Genomic DNA, 23,293 nt, shown 5'->3' with positions numbered 1-23,293 from the left:
GCGCCCAACCTTCAATGACCCCTGCCGGCAGCTCGGCGCTGGACGAGGAAACCGCGCGCGCCGAGCTCTATGGCCTGTTGTCGCAGCTGTACTACGCAGCGCCCGGCCCGGAGCTGCTGTCCGCCCTGCGCGTGGCGGTGACCGAGGCACCGGCCGCTGGCGGCTTTCTGCAGGAGCCCTGGCAGCAGCTGGTGGGCGCAGCACGTGCGCTGGACGATGCGGCCATTGCGCTGGAGTTCGACCGCCTGTTCGGCGGCGTGGGCAAGCCCGAGGTCTACCTGTACGCATCGCACTACGTGAGCGGCTTCTTGAACGAGAAGCCCCTGGCCCGCCTGCGCACCGACCTGGCCCGCCTGGGCCTGGCGCGTGACGAGGCGGCGATGCCCGAGACCGAAGACCACATCGCCTACCTGTGCGAGGTGATGCGCTACCTGATTGCCGGCGACGACGTCGCGGTGTGCAACCTGGCGTCGCAGCGCGACTTTTTTGCCACGCACCTGCAGCCCTGGACCGGGGCGCTGTGCGATGCGCTGGCGGCCCACCCCCAGGCCCGCCTGTATGCGGCGCTGGCCGCATTCACGCGGGCTTTCGTGGCCGTGGAGGCGCAGGGCTTCGACATGCTCGATTGAGCGGGGCGCGCTCGCGGCGTCTGGCCGGGCCGCTATAAAAGGTGAGTAACTTGGTGGGAGGTATTTGCCTCAATTGCAGTGTTGCACTCAGTGACATAGACTGTATGAACAGCCTTTCATAGCTGCCAGCCATTCTGGAGACAAGCATGCAGAACAGCCAACCCCCATCCTCGCGCCGCAGCTTCTTTGCCGGCGCCGCCACCGTCGGCGCCGCAGCGGCCGCCGTGATGGCCCTTCCCCAGGTGGCGCCGTCTTCCGATGCGGCAGTGTCCGCGCCCCCCCGCGTGGCGCCGGAGAAGGGCGGCGGGTACCACCTGTCCGCCCATGTGAAGCAGTACTACAAGACCACCCAACTCTGACGCGGGGCGCCCCATGTTGCTCACCAAGAAATCGCCGCACGCCGCGCCCGGCGCAGCCCCGGCATCTCCCTTTGTCCACAGCCTGCGCCGCGGTTTGTCGCAGGCCCTGCCCACCATGGACCGGCGCTCGTTCCTGCGCCGCTCGGGCCTGGGCGTCGGCGTCGGCATTGCCGCGTCGCAGCTGACCCTGGTCAAGAAGTCCAGTGCCGCCGAAGGCGCCAAGGTGGGCCTGGGCGACAGCAAGATCGAAGTGCGCCGCACCGTGTGCACCCACTGCTCGGTGGGCTGCGCGGTCGATGCGGTGGTCGAGAACGGCGTGTGGGTGCGCCAGGAGCCGGTGTTCGATTCGCCCATCAACCTGGGCGCGCACTGTGCCAAGGGTGCCGCGCTGCGCGAGCACGGCCACGGCGAGTACCGCCTGCGCTACCCCATGAAGCTGGTGAACGGCAAGTACGAGCGCATCAGCTGGGACACGGCGCTCAACGAGATCACCGCCAAGATGCAGGAGCTGCGCAAGGCCAGCGGCCCTGACAGCGTGTACTTCGTGGGCTCGTCCAAGCACAACAACGAGCAGGCCTACCTGCTGCGCAAGTTCGTGAGCTTCTGGGGCACCAACAACTGCGACCACCAGGCGCGCATCTGCCACTCGACCACGGTGGCCGGCGTGGCCAACACATGGGGCTACGGCGCCATGACCAATTCGTACAACGACATGCAGAACAGCAAGGTCGCCCTGTACATCGGATCCAACGCGGCCGAGGCCCACCCGGTGAGCATGCTGCACATGCTGCACGCCAAGGAAACCGGCTGCAAGATGATCGTGGTGGACCCGCGTTTCACCCGCACGGCCGCCAAGGCCGACGAATACGTGCGCATCCGTTCGGGCACCGACATCCCCTTCCTGTTCGGCCTGCTGTACCACATCTTCAAGAACGGCTGGGAAGACAAGAAGTACATCAACGACCGTGTCTACGGCATGGACAAGGTGCGCGAGGACGTGCTGGCCAAGTGGACGCCCGACAAGGTGCAGGATGCCTGCGGCGTGGGCGAGGCGCAGATGCTCAAGGTCGCCACCATGCTGCACGAGAACAACCCGGGCACCATCGTCTGGTGCATGGGCCAGACGCAGCACTCCATCGGCAATGCGATGGTGCGCGCATCGTGCATCCTGCAGCTGGCACTGGGCAATGTGGGCAAGACCGGCGGTGGCACCAACATCTTCCGGGGCCATGACAACGTGCAGGGCGCGACCGACGTGGGCCCCAACCCCGATTCGCTGCCCGGCTACTACGGCCTGGCCGAAGGCTCCTGGAAGCACTTCGCGGCGGTGTGGGGCGTGGATTTCGAATGGATCAAGAAGCAGTACGCCTCGCCCGCGATGATGACCAAGAGCGGCATCACGGTGTCGCGCTGGATCGATGGCGTGCTGGAGAACAATGAGCTCATCGACCAGGACTCCAACCTGCGCGGCGTGTTCTTCTGGGGCCACGCGCCCAACTCGCAGACGCGGGGCCTCGAGATGAAGCGGGCCATGGACAAGCTGGACCTGCTGGTGGTGGTGGACCCGTACCCCTCGGCCACGGCGGCCATGGCCGCGATGCCCGGCAAGGCCGAGGACCTCAACCCCAACCGCGCCGTGTACCTGCTGCCCGCGGCCACGCAGTTCGAGACCAGCGGCTCCTGCACGGCCTCGAACCGTTCGCTGCAGTGGCGCGAGAAAGTGATCGATCCGCTGTGGGAGAGCCGCTCCGACCACATGATCATGCACCAGTTCGCCGAGAAGCTGGGCTTTGCCACCGAGCTCTCCAAGAACTACAAGATGCAGAAGGTCAAGGGCATGGACGAGCCCGTGCCCGAGGACATCCTGCGCGAGATCAACAAGGGCGTGTGGACCATTGGCTACACCGGCCAGAGCCCCGAGCGCCTGAAGGCGCACATGAAGAACATGCACGTGTTCGACGTGAAAACCTTGAAGGCCAAGGGAGGCAAGGACAAGGACACCGGCTACGACTTCACGGGCGACTATTTCGGCCTGCCCTGGCCCTGCTACGGCACGCCCGAGCTCAAGCACCCCGGCTCGGCCAACCTGTACGACACCTCCAAGCACGTGATGGATGGCGGCGGCAACTTCCGCGCCAACTTCGGTGTGGAAAAGGACGGCCAGAACCTGCTGGCCGAGGACGGCTCGCACTCGCTGGGCAGCGAGATCACCACGGGCTACCCCGAGTTCGACCATGTGCTGCTCAAGAAGCTGGGCTGGTGGGATGACCTCACCGACGCCGAGAAAACCAAGGCCGAGGGCAAGAACTGGAAGACCGACCCGACGGGCGCGATCATCCGCGTGGCGATGAAGCATGGCTGCCATCCCTTTGGCAATGCCAAGGCGCGCGCGGTGGTGTGGAACTTCCCCGACGCCATTCCGCAGCACCGCGAGCCGCTGTACGGCACCCGCCCGGACCTTGTCGCCAAATACCCCACCCATGACGACAAGAAGGCGTTCTGGCGCATGCCCACGCTCTACAAGAGCCTTCAGGACAAGAACGTGGCCGACAAGGTGCACGAGAAATTCCCGCTCATCCTGAGCTCGGGCCGCCTCGTGGAATACGAAGGCGGCGGCGAGGAAACCCGCTCCAATCCCTGGCTGGCGGAGCTGCAGCAGGAATCGTTCGTCGAGATCAACCCCAAGACGGCGGCGGATCGCGGCATCCACAACGGCGAGCGCGTGTGGCTCAGTTCCCCCACGGGTGCGCGGCTCAATGTGCAGGCGCTCGTCACCGAGCGCGTGGCGCCCGACACGGTATGGATGCCGTTTCACTTCTCGGGCCGCTGGCAGGGCGCCGACATGCTGGCGTACTACCCCAAGGGCGCGGCGCCCGTGGTGCGCGGCGAGGCCGTGAACACGGCCACCACCTATGGCTACGACAGCGTGACCATGATGCAGGAAACCAAGACCACGATCTGCAACGTGGAACGCGCCTGAAGACATGGCCCCCACGCTTGTCACTTTGTGTACTGCGCTGCCCCCCGAGGGGGCCGCGTTTTGCCTTGGGGCGGCCCGGCGGCAAAACCTGAATCGCTGATTGGAGACAGCAATGGCACGAATGAAATTCATCTGTGACGCAGAGCGCTGCATCGAATGCAACGGCTGCGTGACCGCCTGCAAGAACGAGCACGAGGTGCCGTGGGGCGTGAACCGCCGCCGCGTGGTCACGCTCAACGACGGAGTGCCCGGCGAGAAGTCCATCTCGGTAGCCTGCATGCACTGCAGCGACGCACCCTGCATGGCCGTGTGCCCCGTCAACTGCTTCTACCGCACCGAAGAAGGCGTGGTGCTGCACGACAAGGATGTGTGCATCGGCTGCGGCTACTGCAGCTACGCCTGCCCGTTCGGTGCGCCGCAGTTCCCGTCGCAGGGCACCTTCGGCGTGCGCGGCAAGATGGACAAGTGCACCTTCTGCGCCGGGGGGCCCGAGGACCACGGCAGCCAGGCCGAATTCGACAAGTACGGCCGCAACCGCCTGGCCGAGGGCAAGCTCCCGGCCTGCGCGGAGATGTGCTCCACCAAGGCCCTGCTGGCCGGCGACGGCGATGTGGTGGCCGACATCTTCCGCAACCGCGTGGTGCAGCGCGGCAAGGGCGCCGAAGTGTGGGGCTGGGGCACGGCCTACGGTTCGCAGCAGGCCGGCCAGCCTGCGGGGGGCAAGTCATGAAGCGGCTTCCCCTTCTTGTTGTTCTTGCAGCGGCAGGGGCTGTCGCGGCCCTCGCCGGTTGCGGCGAAAAACCCCAGACGGGCGCGGGCATCCGCAGCGACGCGCCGCCATATGCCGGCACGGGCAGCAACTTCACCCAGCCTGGCTGGAAGGCCGGGGACAAGGCCGGCTGGGAAGCGCAGCTCAAGGCGCGCCAGCAGTACGGCCAGAACGAATACACCCGCACCAAGTGAAGCGAGGTTCACCATGAAACACATCGTGTGTGCCTTGGTCGTGGCGGCGGGTGTGGCCTGGGGGCCCGCGGGTGCCCAGGCGCCAGCGGCGCCCGATGCGGGCACGGCCGCAGCGCCGGCCACGGCCGCAGCGGTGGCGCCGCAAGCACCCGGCGGCATCCAGGGCCAGAACATTTTCGAGGTCAAGCCGGATGCCAGCGCGGACCCCAAGTACGCCGGGCAGACCAACGGCGAGCGTGCCAAGGTGCAGCCTGGCAACAATGCGCCCATGTGGCGCCAGGTGGGGCAGGGCGTGACGGGCTACAGCAGCCTGCCCAAAACGCAGGCGCCCGAGGCGGGCAACCTGATCCAGCCCTTCGTGCAGTATCCCGGCTCGCGTTTCACCAATGCGGGTGAGGCCTGGCGGCAGGTGCGCAACCACTGGATCATTCCCTATGGCGCGGCGCTGTTCGCCATCGTGCTGCTGGCGCTGGGCATCTTCTACTTCGTCAAGGGCCCGCTGGGGCATGACCATCCCGAGGGCGCCGGCACCCGCCGCATCGAGCGTTTCACGCCCTTCGAACGGGCGGCGCACTGGTCCAATGCGTTCGCCTTCTGCACGCTGGCCCTCTCCGGCATCGTGATGGCCTTTGGCAAGTTCTTCCTCCTGCCCGTCCTGGGTGCCTCGCTGTTCGGATGGATCACCTATGCGCTCAAGAACGTGCACAACTTCATGGGCCCGTTGTTCGCCGTGTCGCTGCTCGTGATCATCCTCACCTTCGTCAAGGACAACATTGCCAACCGCGCGGACTTCGTGTGGCTGTCCAAGGGCGGCGGCATGCTGGGCGGTGACCACCAGGTTCCCTCCCACCGCTTCAACGCGGGCGAGAAGGGCCTGTTCTGGTGGGGCATCACCATCCCTGGCATCCTTGTGGTGGCCACGGGCCTGGTGCTCGACAAGCTCATCCCCGGCTTTGGCGACGTGCGCGGCGACATGCAGATCGCCCACATGGTCCATGCCTCCCTGGCCATCTGGATGATGGCGCTGATCTGCGGACACATCTACATGGGCACGGTGGGCATGCGCGGCGCCTACAAGGCCATGAAGACGGGCTACGTGAGCGAGGCCTGGGCCCGGGAGCACCATGAGCTCTGGTATGACGACGTCCAGGCGGGCAAGATTCCCCGCCAGCGCAGTGCCAGCACCCCGGGGGGCGATGCTGCCGCAGCGCCATCGGCAGGCCAACCCGCACAGGTATGAGGTACCGCACCATGACGCATTTTTTCCGTTCCTCGCTCCTGGCCGTGTGCGCGGCCAGTTCCTGCATGCTGGCGGTGGCCAAGCTTCCCGCGCCATCGCCCGAGGCCGCGGCCAAGGCCGCCGAAGCCGCCGCCAAGACGGCCTGGGCGGGCAAGGTGGACAACTACAAGCTGTGCCTGGCCCAGGACCGCGTGGCGGCCCACTATCGCAAGACCAGCCCAGCCGCCAAGCCCGCCACGGCCACCAGTGCCGCCGCATGCACCGACCCCGGACCGTTCGCGTACACGCCGCCGGAGGCCAAGCCCCTGGAGGCCTCTGGCGCCCATTCGCCGCCTGGCACGGCGAGCAGCCCGCCCAGCACGTCGACGCCCGCGGCGGCGGCATCGGCCCCCAAGTCCTGAACGCGGGCCCGGCGGCTGGCGCCCAGCCTCTTCCCAGGGGGCTCCGCGCCCCTGCCCCGGGCAGGACACACCATGAGGCATTGCGGCCTCGGGCTGCGGCGCGCACGGAGCCTGCGTATAGTCCGGCCATGACTTCCCGCACCGCCACGGACCTCGCCACCCCGCCATTGCCGCGCCTCACGCAGGCCCAGGCACAGCTCACCCATGGGGTCGAGGTGGTCAATGAACTGGGTGAACGGGAGCAGGTGTCCATTCCCGCCGAGCGGCCGCTCACCGTGTATGTGGACAAGCGCGAGCTGGTCACGCTGATGACGCTGGGCGCCCAGCCCGAGCTCCTGGTGCTGGGCTACCTGCGCAACCAGCGGTTGGTGGAGTCCGTCTTCGACATCGAATCCGTCACCGTCGACTGGGAGGTCCACGCCGCCGCCGTGCGCACGCGCCACGGCATCGCGCGCATCGAGGAGCGGACGGCCAGCAAGGTGGTGACCACCGGCTGCGGGCAGGGCAGCGTGTTTGGCGGGCTGATGGATGAGGTGGACCGGATCGCGCTGCCCGAGGCGCGCCTCACCCAGGCCCAGCTGTATGGCATCGTGAACGCCATCCGCATCAAGGAGACCACGTACAAGTCTGCGGGCTCCGTGCATGGCTGCGCGCTGTTCCAGGGGGAGGAACTGCTCACTTTCGTGGAAGACGTGGGGCGCCACAATGCCATCGATACCATCGCGGGCTGGATGTGGATGAACCCCGAGGCGCCGGCCCGCACCGGTGGCGGGCCCTCCGCGGGGGGGCATGTGCCGATGTCGGGCTCGGACAAGGTGTTCTACACCACAGGCCGCCTCACGAGCGAGATGGTCATCAAGTCGGCCCAGATGGGCGTGCCCATCGTGGTGTCGCGCAGCGGCATGACGCAGATGGGCCATGCCGTGGCCCAGCAGCTGGGTCTGTGCGCCATCGGGCGCGCCACCAACCGCCGCTTCGTCTGCTACAGCGGGGTGCACCGGCTGGTGCTGCAGCCTGAACTGGCGCGGGTGCCTGCCATGGCGCCGGCGGCGTCCGCCAGCGCGGCCTGAGAGGCACTTTCGGGGGTATCTCGCGGCGGTCCGCCCCGGTTCCCCTGCGCATGTTCCCCGGCCCCCGGGCCGTCATCCCGCGGTGGCATGATGCGCGCATGCAAGACCTGAACGCCAAGGGCGCCTGGGCCGATACCCAACCGAGCCAGTGGGGCCCCGAACCCGCCAAGATCGAAATCCCGCTGGACGAGGGGCTGCCCCCCGGTGCGCCCGCCCCTGCGCCGGCGGCGGCCTCGGCCGGGGCGCCTGCCCCTCTTCGCCTGCCCCTGGGAGCCTGGGTCCGCGAGGGCCTGCGGGCCACGCTGTTCCTGCCGCCCCGCACGGGGGCCGCGGTTCCCACCCCGTGGCAATTGATCGTTCTGGTGCTGCTCGGTGGCGCGCTGCTGGTGGGGGCGGCGCGGTTCCAGGTGGCAGGGCCCGCCCAGTTCAGCCTGCGGGGCTGGCTCGCGCCGATGTGGAGCGGCCTGGCGCTTCTGTGGCTGGCCTGGTGGGCCATGGCACCCGCGCAGCGCCTTGCGGCCGGCGCGCCGGCCCCGGAGGGCGCGCCAACGGGCGGGCTCGCCGCCTGGTATGTGTTGTCGGCGTGGGCTCCGCTGGTGCCCCTGCTCGTGCTGTATGCCCTGCTGGGCGCCACCGTCCACCGGCCCGCGCTGTGGGTCGGAAACACGGCCGGAATCGTTTTCTGGACTGCCTACGGAGTGCTGACGGCGTGGGTTCTGGCGGCGTTGGTCGTGGTGAGCGCGCGCTTCATCCGCTCGCGCCTGCGCACGGCGGTGTTCGCGGTGTCGATGGCGGCGATCATCGGGGTGGGCATGTGGCAGTTCCAGGACCAGCCCTGGGAGCTGGACGGTGCGGCCCTGGCGGCGGCGCAGGCCGCCGAGGAGGGCCCCGAACCCGCGCAGCTGACCTTGTCGCAGCCGGTGTTCGAGGCGCAGCAGGCGCTGTGGGAGCGCCAGGTGCAAGCGCTGGCGGCCCAGCGGGACGGGGTGGTGGATGTCTACGGCCTCGTGTTCGCTCCCTATGCCGAAGAGAACGTGTTCCGGCGCGAAAGCACCATGGTCAGCACGCTGCTGCAGGAACGGTTCGACGCGCACGGCCGCGTGATCCACCTGCTCAACCATGCCGAGACCGCCGACACCCACGTCTGGGCGACGCCGCAGAACCTGCAGCGCGCCATTTCGGCCCTGGGTGCGCGCATGGACCGCGACCATGACCTGCTGGTGATCTACATGACCTCGCACGGCGCGCGCAACCACGAGCTGGCGGCATCGCACGGACCGCTGCAGGTGCAGCCCGTCACGCCGGAAATGCTGCGCGCCGCGCTGGATGAAGCCGGCATCCGCCACCGCGTGATCGCGGTGTCGGCCTGCTACTCCGGCGGCTGGATCGGGCCCCTGGCCACCGATGGCACGCTCATCATGACGGCCGCCGACGCCACCCACACATCGTATGGCTGCGGCACGCGGTCCGAGCTCACGTTCTTCGGCCGCGCGGTGTTCAACGAGCAACTGCGCCAGACCCATTCATTCACCGAGGCCTTTGCCAAGGCCGTGCCGCTGATCGCGCAGCGCGAGGTGGAGGCCGGCAAGACCGACGGATTCTCCAACCCCCAGATCCACGTGGGCACACAGATCCAGCCCGTGCTGGAGGCGCTGCAAGCGCGCCTGGATGCGGGGGTGCCCGGTGGCGCGGCGCCGGCGGCCGGCGACGCAAAGCCCTGAACAGCGCCAGAGCGCTCCGTTTGCGCTAAGGTTCCGTGCCATGAACCTGTCTTTTCTGCGCCTTGGCTGGCGCACCCTGGCCCGCGACCTGCGCGCGGGCGAACTGCGCTTGCTCATCGTGGCGGTCACGCTGGCGGTGGCGGCGCTCACGTCCGTGGGGTTTTTCGCCGACCGCCTTCAGGGCGGCCTGCAGCGCGATGCGCTGCAGCTGCTGGGCGGCGATGCCGTGGTGGCCAGCGACAACCCCACGCCAGCGGCGTTCGTCGAGCGGGCCGCGGCCCTGGGCTTGCAGGCGGTCACCACGGTGGGCTTTCCCACCATGGGCCGGGCCAGCGATGCGCAGGGCGGTGCCAGCAAGCTGGTGGCCCTCAAGAGCGTGCCGCCGGGCTACCCGCTGCGCGGCAGCCTCAAGGTGGCTGACGCGCCGGGGGCGCTCGACCAGCCCACCCGCGACATCCCTGCCCGGGGCGAGGCGTGGGTGGATGCTCCCCTGCTCGAATCGCTGAACCTGGCCATGGGCGACATGCTGTTGCTGGGCGATGCGCAGCTGCGCATCGCGCGCATCATCGTGATCGAGCCCGACCGGGGCGCGGGCTTCATGAGCTTTGCCCCGCGCGTGATGGTGAACGATGCCGACCTGCCCGCCACCGGCCTGGTGCAGCCGGCCAGCCGCCTCACCTACCGCTTCGCCGTCATCGGGCCGGGCCCCGCGGTCAAGGCCTTCAGCGAATGGGCCGTGGCGGAGGCCAAGAAGCCCGAGGTGCACGGGGTGCGGGTGGAATCCCTCGAAAGCGGCCGCCCCGAGATGCGCCAGACGCTGGACCGCGCGCAGAAGTTCCTGAGCCTCGTGGCGCTGCTCGCGGCGCTGCTGTCGGCCGTGGCCGTGGCGCTGGCCGCGCGCGGTTTCGCGGCAGAGCACCTGGATGCCTCGGCCATGCTGCGGGTGCTGGGGCAGAGCCAGCGCACCATCGCGGGCGCCTACACGGCCGAATTCGCTCTCGTGGGCCTGTTCGCCAGTTCGCTGGGCGTGGCGCTGGGCTATCTGGTGCACTACGCCTTCGTGCTGCTGCTCGCGGGGCTGGTCGAGTCAGCCCTGCCGCCGCCCAGCCTGTGGCCCGTGGCATTTGGCCTGGGCATGGGGCTCACGCTGCTGTTCGCCTTCGGCCTGCCGCCCGTGCTGCAGCTGGCCCAGGTGCCGCCCCTGCGCGTGATCCGGCGCGACGTGGGCGGGCTCAAGCCCGCGTCGCTGGCGGTGCTGGGCATCGGCATCGCCGGTTTCGCGGCCTTGCTGCTGACGGTCAGCAGCGACATCAAGCTGGGGCTGATTGCCGTGGGCGGCTTTGCCGGCGCGGTGGCCCTGTTTGCGGGGCTGTCGTGGGTGGCGGTGAAGCTGCTGCGCAAGAGCGTGAACGAGGCCACCGCCCCGCGCTGGCTGGTGCTGGCCACGCGGCAGATCTCCGCGCGCCCCGCCTACGCCGTGGTACAGGTGAGCAGCCTGGCCGTGGGCCTGCTGGCGCTGGTGCTGCTGGTGCTGCTGCGCACCGACCTGGTGGACAGCTGGCGCAAGGCCACGCCCCCCGATGCGCCCAACCGCTTCGTCATCAACGTGATGCCCGACCAGTCCGATGCGTTCCAGCAGGCCCTCAAGGACGGCGGCGTGGCCCGGTACGACTGGTATCCCATGATCCGTGGCCGCCTGCTGGCCGTGAACGGCAAGCCCGTGGGCCCCGACAGCTATACCGACGACCGCGCCAAGCGCCTCGTCGACCGGGAGTTCAACCTTTCCAACGCCACCGAACCACCCCCCCACAACCAGATCGTGGCCGGCCAGTGGCGCCAGGGCGAGGAAGGTGCCATCAGCGTCGAGGAGGGCATTGCCGAGACCCTGGGCCTGCAGATGGGCGACCGGCTGCTGTTCGACATGGGCGGCGTGCAGAACGAAGCGCGCATCACCAGCCTGCGCAAGGTGGACTGGGGGTCGATGCGGGCCAACTTCTTCGTGATGTACCCCGTGGCCAGCGTCAAGGACGTGCCGGTCACCTACCTGGCGGCGTACCGCGCCCCCGAGACCAACGGCTTCGACAACGCCCTGGTGCGCCAGTTTCCCAACATCACCAACGTGGACATGGGCGCCACCATCACCCAGGTGCAGCGCGTGCTGGACCAGGTGATCCGCGCGGTGGAATTCCTGTTTGCCTTCACGCTGGCCGCCGGGCTGGTGGTGCTGTTCGCGGCCGTCACCGCCACGCGCGAGGAGCGCGCCCGCGAGTACGCCATCATGCGCGCCGTGGGCGCGCGCGCCAGCCTGCTGCGGCAGGTGCAGCGCGCCGAGCTGGTGGGCGTGGGCCTGCTCGCGGGCTTCCTGGCCAGCGCCGTGGCCGTGGGCGTGGGCTGGGCGCTGGCGCGCTTCGTGTTCGACTTCACCTGGACGGCCGCGCCCTGGGTGCCCCTGGCGGGCGCCGTGGCGGGTGCGGTGCTGGCGCTGGCCGCGGGCTGGTGGGGCCTGCGCGAGGTGCTGGTGCGCCCCGTGGTGGACACGCTGCGCCGTTCGGCGGAATAGGCTGCGTGTCGATTGCTACTCATTTGATAGCTTCCAGCGCTTTATAGGAAAGCGCTGGGGCCAGTTTTTTATATGAATTCCGACGTTCCCAAAGACACCGGCGCCGGCGCAGAAACCGCCACCGCAACCACCCCCTTCGACTGGATCGGTGGCGAAGACCGCGTGCACGCCCTCACCGAACGCTTCTACGACCTGATGGATCTGGAGCCCGGTTACGCCGAACTGCGTGCAGCCCACGGCAGCGACCTCGTGCAGGCGCGGCAAAAACTCTTCTGGTTCTTGTGCGGCTGGCTGGGTGGACCTGACCACTACCAAAGCCGCTTCGGCCACCCGCGACTGCGCATGCGGCACATGCCGTTTTCCATCGGCATCCAGGAGCGCGACCAGTGGGTGGCCTGCATGGACCAGGCCATGGGCGAGACAGGCGTGCCCGATGCTCTGCGCGCCCGCTTGAAGGAAAGCTTCATGGGGACGGCCGACTGGATGAGGAACAAGGGCACCCCCTGAGCGGCTGCGCCGCTTCCCTCGCAGCCTGTGGATGGGCCGGGTGTGCGCCCATAGCATCGATTGCTATGTTTTTAATAGCTTATAGCGCTTGATGGGTAGGCGCTGCAGGCGGTTTGAACGCTTAAATCCCTACCCGCTGAAATGTATGGCCCCTTTGGGAAAGGCGCGCTACTAAGATGCGCCCAGCATCCATTCATTCAATTCACAACAAGGAGGGTGGGACATGTCAGCTACTGCTTGGATCGTTCTGGGACTGGTCGCCGTGCTGGCGGTGTGGGCCGTCACTGTGTACAACCGGCTGGTGCAGCTGCGCAACCGCATTGCCAACGCCTTCGGCCAGATCGACGTGCAGCTCAAGCGCCGCCATGACCTGGTGCCCAACCTGGTCGAAGTCGCCAAGGGCTACCTCAGCCACGAGGCCGCCACGCTCGAAGCCGTCATCAAGGCGCGCGGCCAGGCGCAGGGTGCTGCGGCCGCCGTGCGGGCCCAGCCGGCCAACGCCGGCGCCATGGGGGCGCTGGCCGCCGCCGAGGGCCTTCTGGGCAGCAGCCTGGGCCGCCTGATGGTAGTGGCTGAGGCGTATCCCGAACTCAAGGCCGACGCCACCATGCAGTCGCTGTCCGAAGAGTTGACCAGCACCGAAAACCGCCTGGGCTTCGCGCGCCAGGCGTACAACGACCAGGCGCTGGAATTCAACGACGCGGCGGCGCAGTTTCCTGAACTGGTCGTGGCGCGCCTGTTGGGCTTTCCCACCGTGCCCATGCTCGAGTCCACGCGCAGCGAAGCAGAGCGCGCTGCGCCGCAGGTTCGCTTCTCTTAGGCCGGTTTCTTCGCAGCTGCCTGGTGCGCAGGCCCGATGGGGTACATGCCCCGCGGGCCGCCAAAGCCGTGCCGAATGGTCGCCGGGCGCTGGCGGGCAACACGGGAGCTCCTGTCGTGGCTGCGGGCCGCTTGAAGTCCCGCGCGAGAAAGTCTCATACAGGGAGGGGCCATGAAATTCTGGGACCACCAGGCGGACGCGCGCAGCGAAACGCGCCGCCTGCTGCTGGGCTTTGCGCTGGCGGTGGCGGTGCTGATCGCCGCCGTGCATGCGGCCCTGGCCCTGGCCTGGCTGCTGATGGCGGCCATGCTGCCGGGGCGGTTGCCGTTTCCGCAGGGTTTTCTGGCGGCTAACGTGGGCGTTTCGCTCCTGCTGGTGCTGGGCGGCTGGTGGGTCGAGACCTCCAACCTGCGCGCGGGCGGTGTCAAGCTGGCCCGGCGGGTGGGCGCGCGCGAGCTGCGGCCCTCGCTCTCGCATGCCGAGCAGCGCCTGTCCAACATCGTCGACGAGCTGTGCATTGCCGCCCACATGCCGCGCCCCGAAATCATGGTGATGCCGCGCACCGATGCGATCAACGCGTTTGCCGCCGGCTGGGACGAGAGCGACGCCGTGATCGCCGTGACGCAGGGCGCGCTCGACTACCTGAACCGTGAGGAGATGCAGGGCATGGTCGCGCACGAGCTGAGCCACCTGCACGAGGGCGACACGCGCATGAAGATGCAGCTGGCCGGCATGGTGTTCGGCCTGGAGCTGGTCTACAACTTCGGCGACACGCTGCGCGAGCGGCGGGGGCTGGCGTGGTGGTTCGGCTCGGCCATCATGCTGGCGGGCTTCGCGGGCTGGATCACCGGCCGCATGCTCAAGGCGGCCGTGTCGCGCCAGCGCGAGTACCTGGCCGACGCGCGCGCCGTGCAATGGACGCGCAGCAAGGACGGCCTGGGCGGCGTGCTGCGCAAGGTCATGGCCCAGCGCCGGGATACCCCGCGCGGCTATGAACAGCACAGCCACAGCGGCCTGAACCATCCTTCGGTGCAGCACATGCTGCTGGTGGACGTGGAAGGCGGCGGCAGGATGGAGCACTGGCTCGATTCCCACCCCACGCTGCAAGAGCGCGTGCAGCGCGTCTACGGCCGGCGCATGTCGCCGCTGAAGGTGGCACCGGTCACCGCAGCCCCCGAGCCGGCAGGGCGCCCGCAGGGCGTGGGCCAGCCGGCCGGGGTGACGATCGCCTCGCTGGTGGACCCGTTCGCGCGGCATATGTGAGGCCTCTGTGCCGCCTTCCCCCGGAGGGCGGCGCGCCCGCTGGCCTGGCAACGCCAGGGGCTGCCTGCCGGGTGGCATAGTGGTGGCATTTCACCCGGCGAGGTTTTTTTCATGTCCCGTGACGCCCGTTTTCAGGAACAAGCCCAGGCCCTCGGCTACAGCTTTGACGGCGAGATCAAGATCGGGGGCAACTACGTGCCCCTGGTGCGCGACGGCCACCACGTCTACCTGAGCGGGCAGATCCCGCGCGTGGGCGATACCGTGGTGGCCACGGGGGCGGCCGGCGCCGGCGCCACCCTGGCCCAGGCGCAGGCGGGGGCCAAGGTGTGCGCCCTGCGCGCCCTGGCCTTGCTGCAGCGTGCGCTGGGCTCTCTGGACGCCGTGCAGTCGGTGCTGCGCATCACCGTGTATGTGCAGTCGGCGCCCGGGTTCACGCAGCAAAGCGAGGTGGCCGACGGCGCCTCTGAAATCCTGTTCGCCGTGCTGGGCGAGGCGGGCGCCCACACCCGCACCTCGGTGGGGGTGCTGCAACTGCCCAAGAATGCGACGGTGGAGGTGGACCTGATCGCCTCCGTGGCCACGCCGGCGCCGCCGCGCGCCTGACCCGGCCGCGTGCTCCACCCAGGCACCCCGTCGAAGGAGAACCCAGGCCATGACCGAATCCGTCGTGCACCACCGGGGCAGCTGCCTGTGCGGCGGCGTGCGCTACGAAACCACGGCGCCGCTGCGCAGCGCATCGCACTGCCACTGCTCGATGTGCCGCAAGGCCCATGGCGCGGCGTTCGCCAGCTACGGCACGGTGCACCGCGAGCACCACCGCTTCGTGCAGGGGCAGGCGCTGCTGCGCGCCTACCGCTCGTCGCCGCGGGTCACGCGGCAGTTCTGCTCGGCCTGCGGCTCGCCGTTGCTCTGGCACAGCGAAGGCGTGCATGCGGACAGCGTGGCCGTGCCCCTGGGCACGCTCGACACCCCTTTTGACGCGCCGCCGCAAAGGCACATCCACGTGGCCTCCAAGGCCGCGTGGGTGGTGATCTGCGACGGCTACCCGCAGATCGCCGGAGAATAGGCGCGAGACCCGGCACGAGGCAGTCCATGGAAAACACACCACCCCCCGCCCATCCCCGTTTCAATGTCTTTGGCCGCATCGTTGAAGTGCGGCGTGAGGGCCCGCTGTGGCAGGTCTACCGCGTGGGCGGCGACGGCAAGCGCACCCCCGCGGGCTTCGTGGTCCCCGACTTCGTGGAAGAGCACGAACTGGCCCAGTTTCTCGAAGACCTGTTCCATGAGAGCGCTTCACCGCACAACGGCGACGTACGCCGCATCGCCTGACGCGAACCCTGCGGCTCCTTCCCTTGTGCCGGGTGCTGCGGCGCAGGAGGTCGTAAGGCTTTGTCGGCAAACGACTACATACAGCGCGCGCCCAACGGCGCACGCTGGGGCTGCACAGAAGACCACTGGGCAGGGCCTCCTCGCCGCAGGCACCGGCAGCCCCGCCACAGCGGCGCATTGCGGCGCGTGGTGCAAGAGCGCGGTGCAAGAGCGTGGGCGGTCCGGCCTGTGCGCGCTGGCGTCCTCGCACGACCAGGGGCCACGGACCAGGCAGGGTTGCGCACGAACGCGCGGGCTGACAGGCAAGTTATGTGAGGGTTCCCATGGGCAGCACCATCACCGTCGCGCACACGGTCTCGGCAGATGATTTCGAGCAGGTCGAACTTCTGGCGCGCCACCTGCAGGGAAGCGACTACAACTTCAGCGGCCGCGCCATCTGGGTGCTGCGAGGCCCCCATACCACCGTGACCGACACCCACGACGAGTTGCGCGCAGCGCTGCTGCTGCTGATGGTGGAAGGCCTGCTGAGCCGACGGCGCCCCCCGCGCTGACACCCCCGTGGGACGCGCGGCGGCCGCGTGCCGTCATACCGTTGTCAAACCCCCGCCAGACACTCGGTCCTTTGTTTCATCCTGGGCCTTGTTCATGTCTGAACGCATTCGCAGCCAATCCGATTCCTTTCCGTTTTCTTGCTATTCGCGCCGCACCGCCACGCTGAGCGTGCTGGCCCTGGCCGCGTCCCTCTCCGCCTGCGGCGGCGGCGATGGCGGCGGCAGCAACAACAACGCGGGCGCCACCGCCACGCTGGCCGTGCTGGAGACCACCGACCTGCACTTCAACGTGCGCAGCTACGACTACTTCAAGCTGGCCGAAGACAAGAGCTACGGCTTCGAGCGCACCGCCACGCTGGTGCGCGCGGCGCGCAAGGAGTTTGCCAACACGCTGCTGGTGGACAACGGCGACACCATCCAGGGCACGGCGCTGGCCGACTATGAAGCCACCATCAGCCCCATCCCGTGCACGCAGCAGCTGTCCATGTACAAGGCGATGGGTGCGCTGGGCTTTGACGCCGGCACGCTGGGCAACCACGAGTTCAACTACGGCCTGCCGTTCCTGAACCAGGTGCTGGGCGGCGGGCTGGAGGTGGACGGTGTGGATGCCGCCAGGAAGTGCGCGGGCGCGGGCTTTCCGATGGTGCTGGCCAACGTGACCAGCAACAAGACCCAGAAGCCGCTGGTGCAGCCCTACACGGTGCTCGAGCGCACGCTGGTGGCCAAGGGCGCGGACGGCAAGGAGGTGAAGCTGCCCATCAAGGTGGGCGTGATCGGTTTCACCACGCCGGGCATCATGAACTGGGACAAGCGCTACCTCGAAGGCAAGGTCACCACGCAAGGCGCGGTCGAGGCCGCGACGAAGTACGTGCCCGAGCTGCGCGCCAAGGGCGCCGACATCGTGATCGCGCTGCTGCACGGCGGCATGGACAGCGCGGCGTATTCGCCCACCATGGAGAACCCGGGCCTGTACCTTTCCAAGGTGGCCGGCATCGACGCGATGGTGATGGGCCACCAGCATGGCGTGTTCCCCGACACCGCCGCCACGCCGGGCTTCAACATGGCCGGCGTGGACCACAAGGCGGGTACGGTGAACGGCGTGCCGGCCGTGATGGCCAGCTCCTGGGGCAAGGCCCTGGGCGTGGTGCAGCTGGCGCTGCAGTGGGACGGGGCCAAGTGGGTGGTCAACAAGTCGGCCAGCAAGTCCGAGCTGCGCAACATCCAGTCCAAGAACGCCGCGGGCGCCACGGTGACGGTGGACGCAGATGCCAGCGTGGCGCCGCTCGTCGAGACGCAGCACCAGGCCGCCATCCAGTACGTGAAGACGCCCATCGGCCAGACCGACTTCCGCATGAGCACGCTGTTCGCCGACGTGGGCGACCCGGGCGCGATCCAGATCGTGAACCAGGCGCAGCAGGCCTATGTGGCCGCTTACATCAAGGCCAGCCTGCCGGAGTATGCGCAGCTGCCGGTGCTGTCGGTGAGCGCGCCGTTCAAGAGCGGCTTCCAGGGCGGTGCCGACTACACCGACGTGGCCGTGGGACCGCTGGCCATCAACAACGCGGCCGACCTGTACCTCTACCCCAACACGGTGTATGCGGTGAAGGTCAACGGTGGCGACATCAAGAACTGGCTCGAAGCCGCGGCCAAGCGCTTCAACCAGATCGACCCTGCCAAGACTGGCGAGCAACAGCTCATCAGCACCTTCCCGGGCTACAACTTCGACATGTTCACGACGCCCGACGTGCAGTACGAGATCGACGTGACGCAGCCCGTGGGCAGCCGCATCAGGAACCTGACCTACCTGGGCAAGCCCATCGACGTGGCGCAGGAGTTCGTGATCGCCACCAACAACTACCGCGCCACCAGCGGCAAGAGCTTCATCGACAAGCTCGATGGCTCGGGCACCATCTGGGCCTCGCCCGATGCGAACCGGGACGTGGTGATCGACTACATCCGCAAGAACCCGGCGGTGACGCGCAGTGCCAACGGCGCGGCCAAGAGCTGGCGCTTTGCCAAGGCCAGCGTGGCGGGGCCGGTGGTGTTCAGCTCGGGCGGCAATGCGCTCGCCGTGGCGCAGGCGGCAGGCCTGGCCAATGTGTCGCTGCTGGCAGCGGACGACGGCTCGGGCAAGGGCACGTCGAAGTACGCGGTCGATTTGTCCAAGTAAAGCCGGTGCGCGGCACGCTCGGCGTGCCCGCCGCCAACGGCCCTGAAAAGACACCTGGACCGGCTGCCTGGGCATGCCGGGGCCCGGTGCCTTTTTTTGTGGGTTGCTTCAGCACCCTGGCGCAGGGCAGCCGCCGGCCGCTCAATCGTCCAGCTGTTCGCGCAGCACGGCCCCGGTCACGGCGTCCACCCGCAGCTCCACCGCCAGGTTGGCTGTGTTGGTCGCCTCGGCTTCCCAGTAGCCGTCTTCGTATTCGACACCGCGCACGCGGGTGTAGCCGGCCTGCTGCAGGGCTGTCACGACCTGGTCGGCGCTGAGCACGGGCTGGCCGTTCACGGTTCCGCCGCTGCGGCCCACCTGGCTCAATACCTCCAGCGTCACGGGGTGCAGCACGAACTCGACCTTCTCGCGGTTGGTCACGGACTGGCGGGCCTTGGCCTGCCAGAAGCCGTCGTCCAGCTCCACGTCGTACACAAAGCTGTAGCCGGTGGCGCGCACCTGCTGCGCCACCCGTTCCACGCTGGGCAGGGCGGTGCCGATGTCGCCCTTGCGCACGGCGGTGAAGCTGCCGTTGGCATCGTTGACCAGCACGGTGGCGCGCACCCCGTCGTTGGAGACGGCCTCGGCGGTCCAGTAGCCGTATTGTTTTTGCAGGTCGTGCGGCGCCACGAAGTGGTTCTTGGCCATCACGTTGACGGCCTCCTGGGCGCCCATGGCCCAGGCCATGGAGGGCAGGGCGGAGGCCGCGGCGGCTGCTGCGAAGGCCAGGGTCAGAACGGTCTTTTTCATGGTGCTTCCTTTCGGTGTGGCAGTGGTTGTGAAGAACTGGGAGGCAGTGTGCGCAACCGTTCCTAAACCCACCGTGAAGCGCCCGTTCATGGACCGTTTAATGCCAACCGCAATAATCGCGCGATGAGAGATATGGCCCCCACGTTCCCCACTTCGTGTGGTCACTGCCCCCCGAGGGGGCGCTCTTCATCTTGGGGCGGCCCGGCGATGAAGAATGGAATTTTGCGGACCTGGATGCAGGCCACTGCCTGTGCCGTGGTGGCGCTGGCCTGTGCACAGACCCCCGCCGCCGAGCAGGATGTGGCGCGGCGTGGCGTGCAGAGCGGGCAGCTCAAGCCGCTCAACAGCATCATTGCGGACATGAGCCGCCAGTACGGCGGGCGCGTCATCGACGTGGAGACCAAGCACGGCCGCAAGGGCGAGCTGCGCTACGAGATCAAGATCATCGACGCCCGCGGCACCAAGCACGAGGTGCTGGTGGATGCGGCCACGGGCAGTGTCGTGGCGCAGGAGCGCGACTGGCCCACGCAGCCTGTGGGCCTGGCGCAGATGGCCCGCTACATCCAGCAGCTGGAGCAGCGCTACGGATCGCGCGTGGTGAACGCCGAGTTCGAGCGCGACGCGCAGGGCAAGGCGGTGTACGAGGTCAAGCTCTCGGACCGGCCCGCCGGCGAGATGAAGCTGCTGGTGGATGTGAACACGGGCGAGGTGCTGACCCCGCCGCAAGCGGCGGGCACGCCCGCGGCGCCCAAGTCCATGGCCGTGATGCTCGAATCCTTGCGGCCGCGCTTTTCGGGCCTGGTGCTGGAGGTGGAGCTGGAAACGGACCACCGCCGCCGCCCGTACTACAGCGTGGAGCTGCAGCAACCCAACGGTTTCAAGCTGGAGCTCGAAGTGGACGCCGTGAGCCTGGAAGTCACGCGGCAGAAGGTGGACGACTGATGCGCATCCTGGTGGTGGAAGATGATGTGGCGCTGGCGCAGCAACTGCGCGTGGCGCTGGAGGCGGCGGGATTCGCGGTGGATGTGGAGCACGACGGCGAGGCCGCGTCCTTTGCCGGCAGTGCCGAGGCCTACAGCGCCGCCGTGCTGGACCTGGGCCTGCCGCTCAAGGACGGCCTGAGCGTGCTGCGCGACTGGCGCGACGCGGGCCGCGGCTGGCCGGTGCTGGTGCTCACCGCGCGCAACCGCTGGAGCGACAAGGTGGCGGGCTTCAATGCCGGCGCCGACGACTATTTGACCAAGCCCTTTCTGATGGACGAGGTGGTGCTGCGCCTGCGGGCCATGCTGCGCCGCACGGCCGGGTCGGCCGCCGCCGTGCTGGCGGCCGGCCCGCTGGAGTACGACGTGGTGCAGGGCCGCTTTTCGCTGCAGGGCCAGAGCCTGCAGCTCACGGCGCAGGAGCACAAGATCCTGGCGTATTTCATGCACCACCCGGGCAAGCTGCTCACGCGCACCGACATCAGCGAGCATGTGTATGCGCGCGACCTCGACCCGGACTCCAACACGCTGGACGTGCTGATCGGCCGCATCCGCCGCAAGTTGAACGGCGCGCCGCAGCTGGTGACCGAGCGCGGCCAGGGATTTCGCCTGGTGGCGTCCGACGTGGCGGGCTGATGCGGATCGAACCCGCCACGCCGCCTGGGCCGCCCGCACCGCCTGCGCCGGCCCGGGCACACAGCGGCGCCGCGTGGGCGCTGGCGCTGGCCCAGTGGCCCATGGCCACGCGCATTGCGCTGCTGGCGCTGGTCCCCATGCTGCTGCTGGTGGGCGCCGGGGGGCTGTGGCTGCGCGTGCAGATGCACCAGAGCCTGCTGGCCAGCTTCGAGCAGGTGCTGCGCGACAAGGCCCAGCGCGTGGGCGCGCGGCTGCACCTGGGGCCCCAGGGTGGCTTGCGGGAGTCCACCGGCGGTGCCGATGAGTTCAGCGCCATCTACGCCGGGTGGTACTGGCGCGCGCAGGCGGGCAGCGATGTGCTGCGGTCACGTTCGCTGTGGGACATGGACAGCCTGCCGACCGAGGCCCTGACCACCACCGGCTCGGCCACGCTGCACCGGGCCACGGGGCCGCTGCAAGAACCCTTGCTGTCGCTGACCCAGCCGGTCGCCCTGGGCCAGCCTCCCGTGCAGGTCACGCTGACGGTCTACGGCCCGGCCGCGCAGTTGCACAGCAGCATGCGGCAGATCGACCGCACGCTGGTGGTGGCCGGGCTGGTGCTGATGCTGCTCACCGGGGGGCTGGCGTGGCTGCAGGTGCGGGTGGGGCTGGCGCCGCTGCGCCGGCTGGAGGCCATGCTGGCTGCCCTGCGCGCGCCGCAGGGCGCGGGGCCCGATGTGGCGCTGCACCTGGCCGCCCCCACGGGGCGCGACCTGCAGCCCCTGCAGAACGAGCTGGCAGGCCTGCTGGCGCACAACGCGCACGTGGTGGCCCGCGCGCGGGCCCATGCGGTGGACCTGAACCACGCGCTCAAGAAGCCTCTGGCCCTGCTGAGCGCACAGGCCAGCGCGCAGCCGCAGGTGCCCAGCAGCGAGGTGCAGCGCCAGGTCGAGGCCATGGCCCAGCTGGTGGACCGCTACCAGGCCCGCACCTTGAGCGATGCGCTGCACGCCCACCCCGGCAGCACCGGCCAGGCCGTGGACGTGCGCGACTGCGTGGCCCAGCTGCTGCGCATGATGGAGCGCCTGCACGCCGCGCAGGGGGTGGACTGGATGCTGGCAGACGATACCCAAGGCCCGCTGCACTGGCGCGGAGAACGCGCCGACCTGGAGGAGGTGCTGGGCAACCTGCTGGACAACGCGGGCAAGTGGGCCGCCTCGCGGGTGCGGCTGACACTGTCGGTGTCTGTGTCGGTGCAAGGTGGCGCAGAACATGCCAGCCTGTGCCTGGACATCGAAGACGATGGCCCCGGCATGACGCCCGCACAATTGCAGGCGGCGGGCCAGCGCGGAGTGCGTTTTGACGAGTCCGTGCAGGGCAGCGGGCTGGGCCTGGCGATTGCCAGCCAGATCGCGCAGGCCTATGGGGGCCACTTGCAGTTGCGCAAAAGCGAGGAGCTCAAGGGCTTGGGCGTGCGGCTGGAGATGCGGGGGCTGGCGCCCGCGGGACGCACCAAGACGGCGTGAGGCAGGGTGCATCGCCACAACCGTTGCAGCGGCTGTGGTAGCGGCCGTCGCGGCGGGCGTCGGCAACACGGCAGGCTGCCCGGCTCTCCAGGTGCGCAGGGCAGAGCGGGGCGATCTGCGCTGCGCGTGCCTAGCGCTGGCGTGGATGCACGGGCTGCAGCAGCACCACCAGCGCGCCCGCGCCGCCGTCGATGGGCCGGGCCTGCACGAAGGCCAGCACTTCGCTTTTTTGCACCAGCCAGCGCTGCACGCGGCTCTTGAGCACCGGACTCTTGCCCGGAGAGCCCAGGCCCTTGCCATGCACCACGCGCACGCAGCGCAGGCCGGCCTTGTGGGCGTGGCGGATGAATTCGCCCAGTGCCTCGCGCGCTTCGTCCACGCGCAGGCCGTGCAGGTCCAGCTGGCGCTGGATGCTCCAGTGGCCCGAGCGCAGGCGGCGCGTGATTTCCACGCCGATGCCGGGGCGGCGAAAACTCAGCTGGTCGTCGGTGTCGAGCAGGGTGCTCACGTCGAAGTCGTCGCTGATGGATTCGACCAGCACGCGCTCTTCGTCCAGCCAGTGCTGCACGGGCAGCGGTGGCGGCTTGTGGCGGCGCAGGCGTGCCACGTTGGGGCTGCGCAGCGGCGTGACGGGGCCTACGCTGCGGCTGAAGAGGTGGCGCTCGGCCTCCAGGCGCGCGGCGGCCTCGCGGCGGGCCTTTTCGTCGGCCTCGGCGCGCGCGTGCTCCTCGCGCAGGCGGCGGGCGATGCTGGCCAGGTCCTGCAGGTGCGCGATGCGATCGCTGGCCCGCCGGGGCGGCGGGGGCGCCCGGCGGCGGGC

Annotated in this window: 23 protein-coding genes; 21 read left to right on the top strand and 2 right to left on the bottom strand. The window is 69.0% G+C overall.

Annotation, left to right across the window (positions count from 1 at the left end):
• Positions 1 to 14 precede the first annotated feature (14 nt).
• The 18 genes from KW843_RS14490 (at position 15) to KW843_RS14405 (ending at position 18,563) form a co-directional block, all read left to right on the top strand.
• Positions 15 to 629: a molecular chaperone gene (locus KW843_RS14490; RefSeq protein ID WP_218295863.1), complete on the top strand. Its 615-nt coding sequence runs from the start codon at positions 15 to 17 to the stop codon at positions 627 to 629.
• 146 nt (positions 630 to 775) lie between these two features.
• On the top strand, positions 776 to 988 hold the full coding sequence (locus tag KW843_RS14485) for a formate dehydrogenase (RefSeq protein ID WP_218295862.1): 213 nt from the start codon (positions 776 to 778) through the stop codon (positions 986 to 988).
• A gap of 13 nt (positions 989 to 1,001) precedes the next feature.
• A complete protein-coding gene (locus KW843_RS14480; RefSeq protein WP_218295861.1) occupies positions 1,002 to 3,968 on the top strand; it encodes a formate dehydrogenase subunit alpha in 2,967 nt (988 codons plus the stop codon).
• Between the two features lie 112 nt (positions 3,969 to 4,080).
• The gene (gene fdh3B / locus KW843_RS14475) at positions 4,081 to 4,698 is read left to right on the top strand and encodes a formate dehydrogenase FDH3 subunit beta (protein ID WP_218295860.1); all 618 of its coding nucleotides are present in this window, start codon (positions 4,081 to 4,083) and stop codon (positions 4,696 to 4,698) included.
• A complete protein-coding gene (locus KW843_RS14470; protein WP_218295859.1) occupies positions 4,695 to 4,931 on the top strand; it encodes a hypothetical protein in 237 nt (78 codons plus the stop codon). Before fdh3B ends, KW843_RS14470 begins: the two co-directional genes overlap by 4 nt.
• Before the next feature lie 13 nt (positions 4,932 to 4,944).
• A complete protein-coding gene (locus KW843_RS14465) occupies positions 4,945 to 6,171 on the top strand; it encodes a formate dehydrogenase subunit gamma (protein ID WP_218295858.1) in 1,227 nt (408 codons plus the stop codon).
• Between the two features lie 11 nt (positions 6,172 to 6,182).
• Positions 6,183 to 6,572: a hypothetical protein gene (locus KW843_RS14460; RefSeq protein WP_218295857.1), complete on the top strand. Its 390-nt coding sequence runs from the start codon at positions 6,183 to 6,185 to the stop codon at positions 6,570 to 6,572.
• A 128-nt stretch (positions 6,573 to 6,700) separates the two neighbouring features.
• The gene (locus tag KW843_RS14455; protein ID WP_218295856.1) at positions 6,701 to 7,642 is read left to right on the top strand and encodes a formate dehydrogenase accessory sulfurtransferase FdhD; all 942 of its coding nucleotides are present in this window, start codon (positions 6,701 to 6,703) and stop codon (positions 7,640 to 7,642) included.
• 98 nt (positions 7,643 to 7,740) lie between these two features.
• Positions 7,741 to 9,363, top strand: coding sequence for a C13 family peptidase (locus KW843_RS14450; RefSeq protein ID WP_218295855.1), 1,623 nt, complete (start codon positions 7,741 to 7,743; stop codon positions 9,361 to 9,363).
• Between the two features lie 40 nt (positions 9,364 to 9,403).
• Positions 9,404 to 11,923, top strand: coding sequence for an ABC transporter permease (locus tag KW843_RS14445; RefSeq protein WP_218295854.1), 2,520 nt, complete (start codon positions 9,404 to 9,406; stop codon positions 11,921 to 11,923).
• Positions 11,924 to 11,995: 72 nt separating this feature from the next.
• Positions 11,996 to 12,430 carry a group II truncated hemoglobin gene (locus tag KW843_RS14440; RefSeq protein ID WP_218295853.1) on the top strand — a complete coding sequence of 145 codons (435 nt, stop codon included), beginning with the start codon at positions 11,996 to 11,998 and terminating at the stop codon, positions 12,428 to 12,430.
• A 223-nt stretch (positions 12,431 to 12,653) separates the two neighbouring features.
• Positions 12,654 to 13,250, top strand: a complete 597-nt coding sequence (locus tag KW843_RS14435) for a LemA family protein (RefSeq protein WP_218295852.1) — start codon at positions 12,654 to 12,656, stop codon at positions 13,248 to 13,250.
• A gap of 171 nt (positions 13,251 to 13,421) precedes the next feature.
• Complete coding sequence (locus KW843_RS14430; protein ID WP_218295851.1) at positions 13,422 to 14,513, top strand: M48 family metalloprotease; 1,092 nt, start codon at positions 13,422 to 13,424, stop codon at positions 14,511 to 14,513.
• Positions 14,514 to 14,624: 111 nt separating this feature from the next.
• A complete protein-coding gene (locus KW843_RS14425) occupies positions 14,625 to 15,116 on the top strand; it encodes a RidA family protein (RefSeq protein ID WP_218295850.1) in 492 nt (163 codons plus the stop codon).
• A 49-nt stretch (positions 15,117 to 15,165) separates the two neighbouring features.
• Positions 15,166 to 15,579 carry a GFA family protein gene (locus KW843_RS14420; protein ID WP_218295849.1) on the top strand — a complete coding sequence of 138 codons (414 nt, stop codon included), beginning with the start codon at positions 15,166 to 15,168 and terminating at the stop codon, positions 15,577 to 15,579.
• 26 nt (positions 15,580 to 15,605) lie between these two features.
• Entirely contained in the window at positions 15,606 to 15,842 is a 237-nt protein-coding gene (locus KW843_RS14415; protein WP_218295848.1) for a hypothetical protein, read from the top strand.
• A gap of 323 nt (positions 15,843 to 16,165) precedes the next feature.
• Positions 16,166 to 16,393, top strand: coding sequence for a hypothetical protein (locus tag KW843_RS14410; RefSeq protein WP_218295847.1), 228 nt, complete (start codon positions 16,166 to 16,168; stop codon positions 16,391 to 16,393).
• Positions 16,394 to 16,487: 94 nt separating this feature from the next.
• Positions 16,488 to 18,563, top strand: coding sequence for a bifunctional 2',3'-cyclic-nucleotide 2'-phosphodiesterase/3'-nucleotidase (locus KW843_RS14405; RefSeq protein ID WP_218295846.1), 2,076 nt, complete (start codon positions 16,488 to 16,490; stop codon positions 18,561 to 18,563).
• A 141-nt stretch (positions 18,564 to 18,704) separates the two neighbouring features.
• Here the strand turns inward: KW843_RS14405 and KW843_RS14400 are convergent, their stop codons facing one another.
• A complete protein-coding gene (locus tag KW843_RS14400) occupies positions 18,705 to 19,352 on the bottom strand; it encodes a PepSY domain-containing protein (RefSeq protein WP_218295845.1) in 648 nt (215 codons plus the stop codon).
• A gap of 234 nt (positions 19,353 to 19,586) precedes the next feature.
• On the opposite strand from KW843_RS14400, the gene KW843_RS14395 reads away from it, so the two are divergent.
• Genes KW843_RS14395 through KW843_RS14385 form a run of 3 tightly spaced genes read left to right on the top strand, consistent with a single transcriptional unit; the run spans position 19,587 to position 22,473 of the window.
• Positions 19,587 to 20,294, top strand: coding sequence for a PepSY domain-containing protein (locus KW843_RS14395; RefSeq protein WP_255594761.1), 708 nt, complete (start codon positions 19,587 to 19,589; stop codon positions 20,292 to 20,294).
• Positions 20,294 to 20,968, top strand: a complete 675-nt coding sequence (locus KW843_RS14390) for a response regulator transcription factor (RefSeq protein WP_218295843.1) — start codon at positions 20,294 to 20,296, stop codon at positions 20,966 to 20,968. The genes KW843_RS14395 and KW843_RS14390 overlap by 1 nt, the downstream gene beginning before the upstream one ends.
• Complete coding sequence (locus KW843_RS14385) at positions 20,968 to 22,473, top strand: sensor histidine kinase (RefSeq protein WP_255594760.1); 1,506 nt, start codon at positions 20,968 to 20,970, stop codon at positions 22,471 to 22,473. Before KW843_RS14390 ends, KW843_RS14385 begins: the two co-directional genes overlap by 1 nt.
• 130 nt (positions 22,474 to 22,603) lie before the next feature.
• Here KW843_RS14385 and KW843_RS14380 read toward each other — a convergent pair whose 3' ends face one another.
• Positions 22,604 to 23,248 (bottom strand): Smr/MutS family protein, encoded by a 645-nt coding sequence (locus KW843_RS14380; RefSeq protein WP_218296299.1) that lies wholly within the window; start codon positions 23,246 to 23,248, stop codon positions 22,604 to 22,606.
• Between the last annotated feature and the right edge of the window lie 45 nt (positions 23,249 to 23,293).

The organism is Acidovorax sp. sif1233 (genome assembly GCF_019218755.1).
Classification (GTDB): domain Bacteria; phylum Pseudomonadota; class Gammaproteobacteria; order Burkholderiales; family Burkholderiaceae_C; genus Acidovorax.
The sequence above is the reverse complement of the archived record's forward strand: the minus strand, read 5'-3'. Positions and strand labels throughout refer to the sequence as shown.

What these genes read in the sequence shown, in the direction of transcription:
- KW843_RS14490 (WP_218295863.1), top strand. Translation starts at nt 15, where the DNA reads ATGACCCCTGCCGGCAGCTCGGCGCTGGACGAGGAAACCGCGCGCGCC.
- KW843_RS14485 (WP_218295862.1), top strand. Translation starts at nt 776, where the DNA reads ATGCAGAACAGCCAACCCCCATCCTCGCGCCGCAGCTTCTTTGCCGGC.
- KW843_RS14480 (WP_218295861.1), top strand. Translation starts at nt 1,002, where the DNA reads ATGTTGCTCACCAAGAAATCGCCGCACGCCGCGCCCGGCGCAGCCCCG.
- fdh3B (WP_218295860.1), top strand. Translation starts at nt 4,081, where the DNA reads ATGGCACGAATGAAATTCATCTGTGACGCAGAGCGCTGCATCGAATGC.
- KW843_RS14470 (WP_218295859.1), top strand. Translation starts at nt 4,695, where the DNA reads ATGAAGCGGCTTCCCCTTCTTGTTGTTCTTGCAGCGGCAGGGGCTGTC.
- KW843_RS14465 (WP_218295858.1), top strand. Translation starts at nt 4,945, where the DNA reads ATGAAACACATCGTGTGTGCCTTGGTCGTGGCGGCGGGTGTGGCCTGG.
- KW843_RS14460 (WP_218295857.1), top strand. Translation starts at nt 6,183, where the DNA reads ATGACGCATTTTTTCCGTTCCTCGCTCCTGGCCGTGTGCGCGGCCAGT.
- KW843_RS14455 (WP_218295856.1), top strand. Translation starts at nt 6,701, where the DNA reads ATGACTTCCCGCACCGCCACGGACCTCGCCACCCCGCCATTGCCGCGC.
- KW843_RS14450 (WP_218295855.1), top strand. Translation starts at nt 7,741, where the DNA reads ATGCAAGACCTGAACGCCAAGGGCGCCTGGGCCGATACCCAACCGAGC.
- KW843_RS14445 (WP_218295854.1), top strand. Translation starts at nt 9,404, where the DNA reads ATGAACCTGTCTTTTCTGCGCCTTGGCTGGCGCACCCTGGCCCGCGAC.
- KW843_RS14440 (WP_218295853.1), top strand. Translation starts at nt 11,996, where the DNA reads ATGAATTCCGACGTTCCCAAAGACACCGGCGCCGGCGCAGAAACCGCC.
- KW843_RS14435 (WP_218295852.1), top strand. Translation starts at nt 12,654, where the DNA reads ATGTCAGCTACTGCTTGGATCGTTCTGGGACTGGTCGCCGTGCTGGCG.
- KW843_RS14430 (WP_218295851.1), top strand. Translation starts at nt 13,422, where the DNA reads ATGAAATTCTGGGACCACCAGGCGGACGCGCGCAGCGAAACGCGCCGC.
- KW843_RS14425 (WP_218295850.1), top strand. Translation starts at nt 14,625, where the DNA reads ATGTCCCGTGACGCCCGTTTTCAGGAACAAGCCCAGGCCCTCGGCTAC.
- KW843_RS14420 (WP_218295849.1), top strand. Translation starts at nt 15,166, where the DNA reads ATGACCGAATCCGTCGTGCACCACCGGGGCAGCTGCCTGTGCGGCGGC.
- KW843_RS14415 (WP_218295848.1), top strand. Translation starts at nt 15,606, where the DNA reads ATGGAAAACACACCACCCCCCGCCCATCCCCGTTTCAATGTCTTTGGC.
- KW843_RS14410 (WP_218295847.1), top strand. Translation starts at nt 16,166, where the DNA reads ATGGGCAGCACCATCACCGTCGCGCACACGGTCTCGGCAGATGATTTC.
- KW843_RS14405 (WP_218295846.1), top strand. Translation starts at nt 16,488, where the DNA reads ATGTCTGAACGCATTCGCAGCCAATCCGATTCCTTTCCGTTTTCTTGC.
- KW843_RS14400 (WP_218295845.1), bottom strand. Translation starts at nt 19,352, where the DNA reads ATGAAAAAGACCGTTCTGACCCTGGCCTTCGCAGCAGCCGCCGCGGCC.
- KW843_RS14395 (WP_255594761.1), top strand. Translation starts at nt 19,587, where the DNA reads ATGCAGGCCACTGCCTGTGCCGTGGTGGCGCTGGCCTGTGCACAGACC.
- KW843_RS14390 (WP_218295843.1), top strand. Translation starts at nt 20,294, where the DNA reads ATGCGCATCCTGGTGGTGGAAGATGATGTGGCGCTGGCGCAGCAACTG.
- KW843_RS14385 (WP_255594760.1), top strand. Translation starts at nt 20,968, where the DNA reads ATGCGGATCGAACCCGCCACGCCGCCTGGGCCGCCCGCACCGCCTGCG.